The sequence below is a fragment of the Zavarzinia sp. genome, assembly GCF_049306435.1.
Taxonomy (GTDB): domain Bacteria; phylum Pseudomonadota; class Alphaproteobacteria; order Zavarziniales; family Zavarziniaceae; genus Zavarzinia.
The window spans coordinates 1-6,410 of sequence record NZ_JBAQRT010000078.1 but is presented as its reverse complement, the minus strand read 5'-3'; the positions used below and the strand labels follow the sequence as shown (position 1 = coordinate 6,410).

Annotated in this window: 7 protein-coding genes; 3 read left to right on the top strand and 4 right to left on the bottom strand. The window is 66.4% G+C overall.

The genetic code is table 11. The annotated features are described in order from the left end of the window. Positions 1-29: 29 nt before the first annotated feature. The 3 genes from WAZ62_RS03990 to WAZ62_RS03980 form a co-directional block, all read right to left on the bottom strand. Positions 30-641 (bottom strand): YqaA family protein, encoded by a 612-nt coding sequence (locus WAZ62_RS03990; protein WP_422642233.1) that lies wholly within the window; start codon positions 639-641, stop codon positions 30-32. A 73-nt stretch (positions 642-714) separates the two neighbouring features. Beyond that, positions 715-1,488: an MBL fold metallo-hydrolase gene (locus WAZ62_RS03985; protein WP_422642232.1), complete on the bottom strand. Its 774-nt coding sequence runs from the start codon at positions 1,486-1,488 to the stop codon at positions 715-717. A gap of 104 nt (positions 1,489-1,592) precedes the next feature. Continuing rightward, positions 1,593-3,179 (bottom strand): alkaline phosphatase D family protein, encoded by a 1,587-nt coding sequence (locus WAZ62_RS03980; protein ID WP_422642231.1) that lies wholly within the window; start codon positions 3,177-3,179, stop codon positions 1,593-1,595. A gap of 180 nt (positions 3,180-3,359) precedes the next feature. Between WAZ62_RS03980 and WAZ62_RS03975 the strand changes: the two genes are divergently transcribed. From WAZ62_RS03975 to WAZ62_RS03965, 3 genes are all read left to right on the top strand, one after another. Next, complete coding sequence (locus WAZ62_RS03975; protein WP_422642230.1) at positions 3,360-3,815, top strand: MarR family winged helix-turn-helix transcriptional regulator; 456 nt, start codon at positions 3,360-3,362, stop codon at positions 3,813-3,815. Next, entirely contained in the window at positions 3,812-4,585 is a 774-nt protein-coding gene (locus tag WAZ62_RS03970; protein ID WP_422642229.1) for an enoyl-CoA hydratase, read from the top strand. Before WAZ62_RS03975 ends, WAZ62_RS03970 begins: the two co-directional genes overlap by 4 nt. Positions 4,586-4,746: 161 nt before the next feature. Further along, positions 4,747-5,682, top strand: a complete 936-nt coding sequence (locus WAZ62_RS03965; RefSeq protein ID WP_422642228.1) for a histone deacetylase family protein — start codon at positions 4,747-4,749, stop codon at positions 5,680-5,682. A gap of 43 nt (positions 5,683-5,725) precedes the next feature. Here WAZ62_RS03965 and WAZ62_RS03960 read toward each other — a convergent pair whose 3' ends face one another. Continuing rightward, positions 5,726-6,211 carry a copper chaperone PCu(A)C gene (locus WAZ62_RS03960; protein WP_422642227.1) on the bottom strand — a complete coding sequence of 162 codons (486 nt, stop codon included), beginning with the start codon at positions 6,209-6,211 and terminating at the stop codon, positions 5,726-5,728. Positions 6,212-6,410: the final 199 nt, after the last annotated feature.

Sequence of the window (6,410 nt, the reverse complement as noted above, 5' to 3'; positions counted from 1 at the left end):
GGGCATCGTCCCGCCCGCGCTCCCGGGGCTCAAAGCAGGGTGAAGGCGGCGAAACCCGCCAGCACGATCAGAACGCCGCCGATCAGCATCGCCAGCTTGTGACGGGCGATGATCGCCCGTGCCTGCGGGCCGAAGGCGTGAAACAGCCAGGCCACGAGCAGGAAGCGGGCACCGCGCGTGATGGCGCAGGAGACGACGAAGGTCAGCAGGTTCAATTCGGCGACGCCGCTGGCGATGGTCACCAGCTTGAAGGGGATCGGCGTCAGGCCCTTGGCGACGATGATCCAGCCGCCCCATTCGGCGAAACGCTGCTGGAACGACAGCATGGCGTCCTGCAGGTGGTAGAATTCGACCACCGCCTTGCCGATCGTCTCGTAGAGGCCATAGCCGATGGCATAGCCGGCGAGGCCGCCCAGCACCGAGGCGACGGTGCAGATCATGGTCGCCAGCCAGAAGCGCTCGCGCCGGGCCATCACGACAGCGGCCAGCACGGGATCGGGCGGGATCGGGAAGAACGAGGCTTCGGCGAAGGAAGCGACGGCCAGCAGCCACAGGCCGTGCGGGCCGGAGGCCAGCGCCACCGCCTTGTCGAGCAGCGACTTCTTCTTCGCCGGTGGGGCGGTTTCGGTGGTGCTGGTCATGACGCTTGTCCTGTCGGGGCGGGCGGCCCCTTATGCCCTGATCAAGGCGAAAGGGCCAGCCCGGGTTCCCGCGTCAGCGCCGCCAGGCCAGATACTGGTCGCACAGTTCGACCAGCCGCTCGCGGCCGAAGCTGGTGTCGTGGCCGGCGTGGACGACCGAAACCGGCAATTCGCGCAGGCGCTTCATGGTGCGAATGTAGGTCGGGATGTCGGCGCCCTTGATCTGATCGAGCAGGGGGCCGTCGTAAAGCGCGTCGCCCGAGAACAGCGTGCCCGTCTTCGCTTCCCACAGGCCGATGGAGCCGGGGGAATGGCCGGGCAGATGCAGGACCTCGAAGGCGCGATCGCCCAGGTCGACGATATCGCCCTCGGTCACGATCTCGGTGACGACCGAATCCTGGACCTGAAAGGCGGCGGCGTCATAGTCGGCCGAGGGAATCGCGGTGATCAGGTCGCCCGAGAAGGGATAACCCATCTCGGTGAAGGTGCGGGCGAAATCGGGGCCGAGCACGGATTCAAGCAAGCCGCCCCGGTCGGCCGGATGGCGCAGGTTCTCGGCTTCCAGCTCGTGCACCAGCGTATGCTCGAATTCATGATGGCCGCCCACATGGTCGATATGGGTATGGGTGGCGACGGCGGTCACCGCCTTGTCGAGAAGGTCGCGGGCGGCCTCCCGCAGGGACGCGACGCCCATGCCGGTGTCGATGAACAGGTCGCGGTCGCGGCCGCGCAAATGCCAGATATTGCACCGCATGAGCGGCACCACATGGGGCTCCCACAGCAGGGTGATGTCGTCGGAGATGCGCTTGCGCTCGAACCAGCGGTCGGCGATGGGAAGCAGACTCATGACAGGGGCCCCGATCGGTTTGGCCGATCCTTACCTGCCATGGCCCCTGCCGCAAGAGCGTAGAAGAACCCGGAGCGGCGGATGCCACCCCGGGAACAGCGTGATCAGGCTTCCGGCGTCAGGTCGATCGACCACAGTTTCGCGCCGGCGGCATCCATCAGGTTGACGGTCATGACCTTGGTCTTGCCGTCGATCTCGACATGGCCGAAGAACTGATAGCCGGCGGTCGGCGGCAGATTGGCCTGGCCGGCCGGCGGCGCCTTCACGAATTTCAGCTCGGGGCCGAAGGTGGCGTCGAGCGTGTTGGGGCCGAAGGTGCCGGCGTTCAGCGGGCCGGAAACGAATTCCCAGAACGGCTTGAAGTCGGTGAACTGGGCCTTGGCCGGGTCGTAGTAATGGGCCGCGGTGTAATGAACGTCGGCGGTCAGCCAGACGGTGTTCTTGATGTCCTCGTCCTTGATGAATTTCAGCAGGCGGGCGATTTCCAGCTCGCGGCCCTTGGCGCTGCCATTCTCGCCGTTGGCGATGGCTTCCCACTGCGGCTTGCCGTCGCCGGCGGTGCCGTCACCGATGTTGAGGCCGATCGGCATGTCGGCGGCGATCACCTTCCAGGTCGCCTTCGACGCACGCAGGGCGCGCTTCAGCCACAGGATCTGGGATTCGCCGAGGAAGGTGGTATCCGGGCCTTCCTCGGTCTGCAGGTTCGAGGTGTTGTCGCCACGGAACGAGCGCATGTCGAGGAAGAAGACGTCCAGCGACGGGCCATAGGGAATGTAACGGTTGACGCGGCGCTGACCGGCTTCGGTCGCCGGCAGGGTCGGGTTGTATTCGAGGAAGGCCTGCTTGGAGCGGCGGGCGAGGACGGCGACGCGCTTCTCCTTGTAGCGGGCGTCGTTCAGGATCTCGTCCGGATACCAGTTGTTGAGGGTCTCGTGGTCGTCCCACTGCGAGAACATCGGGGTTCGCGCCAGGAACAAGCGCATGTTGTCGTCCATCAGGTTGTAACGATAGGCGGTGCGATATTCCTCCAGCGTCTCCGCGACCTTGTGCTTACCCTCGAGGGTCAGGTTGCGGTAGATCGAGCCATCGGCCAGCGTCACCTCGGCCTGGATCGGGCCATCGGCATAAATGCAGTCGCCCGAGTTGATGAAGAAATCGGGCGAGAGCGCGTTCATCGTCTTGTAGATGGTCATGCCGCCCATGTCGGGGTTGATGCCCCAGCCCTGGCCGCAGGTATCGCCCGACCAGGTGAAGCTGACCGACTTGCCGGCGCTCGGCTGGGTGCGGAAGCGGCCGATGACCGGGCTCGAGACCGAATTCACGTCGTCGAGCGCGGTCCAGCGGGCGCGCCAGTAGATCTGCTGGCCCTGCGGCAGGCCCTCGGCCACGACCTGGGCGGTGTAGTCGCTGCCCGGCAGGGCATCGACCGGCGCGAGGTTGTGGGCGTCGGCGAAGCCGCTGGTGGTCGACCATTCGATGTTCAGGCGGGCCGGGCGATCGGCCCGCGCCCAGAGAACGGCGCGGTCACCGACGACATCGCCGGTCTGGATGCCGTGGGAAAAGCGCGGGCGGGCCGTGGCCGAGAGCGCGCTGTAGCTGTGGCCCGCGACGACGAGGCCGGCGCCGAGGGCGGCGCTGCGGGCGATCAGCCCGCGGCGGGTCAAGACGAAGCGTTGACGGTAATCCTGCATGGTAAGCCTCCGTTCCCCGGGAATAATCCCGGGCGGAGGCTAGGGGCATCGCTTTTCCTTATCGTCACGGATCGAAGAAAATCGCGTGAAGTTTTATGTTACATGGAATTACTTTGATGTGACGGTCGCGGCCATCGGAAAATGATTCACATGTGAAGCATATCGGGCTACGATCCGGCCATGAGCCAGACCCGACCCCGTCTCTTCTACATGCTGAACCGGGCCCGCCACCTTCTCTACAAGGCGGCGGATGTCGTGCTCATGGAACGGCTCGACGTGACGAGCGCGCAGCTCGGGGCGTTGTTCGTCATCGCCGAGACCGGGGATTGTCCCCCGGGGGATCTGGCCGAGCGGCTGGATCTCAATGCCTCGGCGGTGACCGGTCTCGCCGAGCGGCTGGAACGCGCGGGGTTCATCACCCGCCGCCACCACGAGGAAGACCGCCGCGTCACCCTGCTCGCCCTGACGCAGGCCGGCAAAGACCGCCTGAAGGCGGCAAGGCCGCTGCTGGACGAGATGAACGGCCAGATGACGGAAGGTTTTTCCGCCGATGACATGGCCGTCGTCACCCGCTTCCTCGACAACATCATCCAGAACTTCTCACCGCCGCGCCAGGCCAGGAGCGTCAGGAAATGACTGATCTCGTTACCACCGAAACCTTCGACGGCATCATGCGGATCACGCTGAACCGGGCGGACAAGAAAAACGCCATCACCCTCGCCATGTATGACGGTATCGTCGACGGGCTGAAGGCGGCGGAAGCCGATCCCGCGGTCCGTGTCGCCATCCTGACCGGGGCGGGCGATGCCTTCACCGCCGGCAACGACCTGATCGATTTCATGCAGAATCCGCCCGATCTCGCCGGTGAATCCCCGGTCGGCCGTTTCCTCGCCGCGCTCACCACCTTCCCCAAGATCCTGATCGCCGCGGTCAACGGCATCGCGGTCGGCGTCGGCACCACGCTGCTGCTGCACTGCGATCTGGTCTATGCCGCCGACACGGCGCGCTTCTCCATGCCCTTCACGTCCCTTGGCCTCGTGCCGGAAGCGGCGTCGAGCCTGATCGTTCCCGCCATGATCGGTCACCGCAAGGCGGCCCAGCTCTTCCTGTTCGGCGACCAGTTCGACGCGGCGACGGCGGCCGACCTCGGCTTCGTCAACGAAGTGGTGACGGCGGCCAATCTCGCCGCCCATGTCGAGGCCAAGGCCCGGCGCCTGACCGGCCTCGCGCCTTCCGCCCTGCGCCTGACCAAGCAGTTGATGAAGTCCGGCACCGTGGATGTCGCCGAGCGCATGAAGGAAGAAGGCGCGATCTTCGGCGCCCAGCTGCGCGGCCCCGAGGTCGCCGAGGCAATCGGCGCCTTCTTCGAGAAGCGCAAACCCGACTTCTCGCGCTTCGCCGCCTGATTGCGCGTCGGGGGCGGGCAAAATGCCGCATGAGGGCGGCTTTTTGGCCGCCCCCGCCCTAAGTCGCACTTGTGGTGGGACGGCCGCGGGGCAACATTGAAGGGACAAGGGCGGCTGCGCGCATGGCCGCCTTGGAAACGCTGCCCCGGAAGTGACCGCTCATGTCCACCATTCTGTTCTCGCACCCGTCCTGCCTCGCCCATGAAACCGGCTGGGGACATCCCGAATGCGCGGACAGGTTGCGGGCGGTGATGCGGGCGCTGGAGGCGGAGGATTTCCACTATCTCGAGCGGGCGGAAGCCCCGCCGGCGACGCGCGAGCAGCTGATCCGCGTCCATGATCCCGATTACGTCGACTGGGTGCTGTCCAAGGTGCCGTCGGTCGGCCACAACGTGTTTCACCTCGATGGCGACACCGTCATGTCCTCCGGCTCGGGGGAGGCGGCGCTTCATGCCGCCGGGGCCGTCGTCGCCGCGGTCGACACGGTGCTGACCGGGGGCGCCTATTCCGCCTTCTGCGCCGTGCGTCCGCCCGGCCACCATGCCGAACCCAACCATGCCATGGGCTTCTGCCTGTTCAACAATGTCGCGGTCGGCGCCCTGCACGCCCGGGTCGCCCATGGCCTGGAACGTATCGCCGTCGTCGATTTCGACGTCCATCACGGCAATGGCACCCAGGCCATGTTCGAGAAGGACCCGGGGCTGTTCTATGCCTCGACCCATCAGGCCCCGCTTTATCCGGGCACGGGCGCGGCGGGCGAGACCGGCGTTTCCGACAATATCCTGAACGCGCCGTTGCCGCCGGGGGCGGATGGCCCCGCCTTCCGCAAATGTTTCACCGAGCATGTCTTCCCGGCGCTGGAAGCCTTCAAGCCGGAGTTGATCCTGGTCTCGGCCGGGTTCGACGGCCATGCCCTCGATCCGCTCGCCAACATGCGCCTGACGGAACAGGATTATCGCTGGGTGACCGAGGAGTTGGCGCGCATGGCGCGCAAGATGTGCCGGGCCGGTCTCGTCTCCACCCTCGAGGGCGGCTACGACCTCTATGCCCTGTCGTCCTCGGTCGCGGCCCATGTCGCGACCCTGATGATCAACTGATCGAGGGTCAGGGGGCGAATCCGCCGCCCCCTGCCGCGCGTGGTCACTGCATGGTGCCGTGGCCCGAAGTCCCACCCAGGGGGCCAACGACGAAATCGACCTCGACCGTGCCCGCCTTCTCGAAGGTCAGGGTGCCCTTGAACTTCTCGCCTTCGACCAGCGGGTGCTTCAGGCCGATGAACATGACGTGATAGCTGCCGGGCTTCAGTTCGAGGGTCGCGCCGGGCGCGATCTCGATGCCACCCGTCACCTCGTTCATCGAAGCCATGCCCTCGGCGGTCATGGTCATTTCGTGGACCTGGACTTTTTCGGCGATGTCGCTGCCGACCGACAGCAGGCGGTCGGGCGTATCGCCCTTGTTCTCGACCTTGAAGAAGCCGCCCGCGACCTTGGCGCCCGCGGGCGTCGCCCGCGACCAGGGATGGACGATCTCGAGATTGCCCGCCTCGAATTCATGGGCGAGGGCAGGCAGGGAAAGGCTGAAGGCGGCGAGGGCGAGGACCCCGGCGCGGAGGATGGAAAAAGACATGGCTTGACCTGTCGACAGGACCCGGGAAGGGCCGCAAGGAAGGAATGATGGCGAGACGGATCAGGCCGTTGCCGGCGGCGCCCGGGGCTGGCGCCAGGCCGTGGCGGCGGGCGCCCTCACCTGGCGGACGGGGCCGGTGAATTCCGGGGCGTGTCCGATCCGCGAGAGCGGCGCCGGCACCATGATCGCGGCTTCGGGC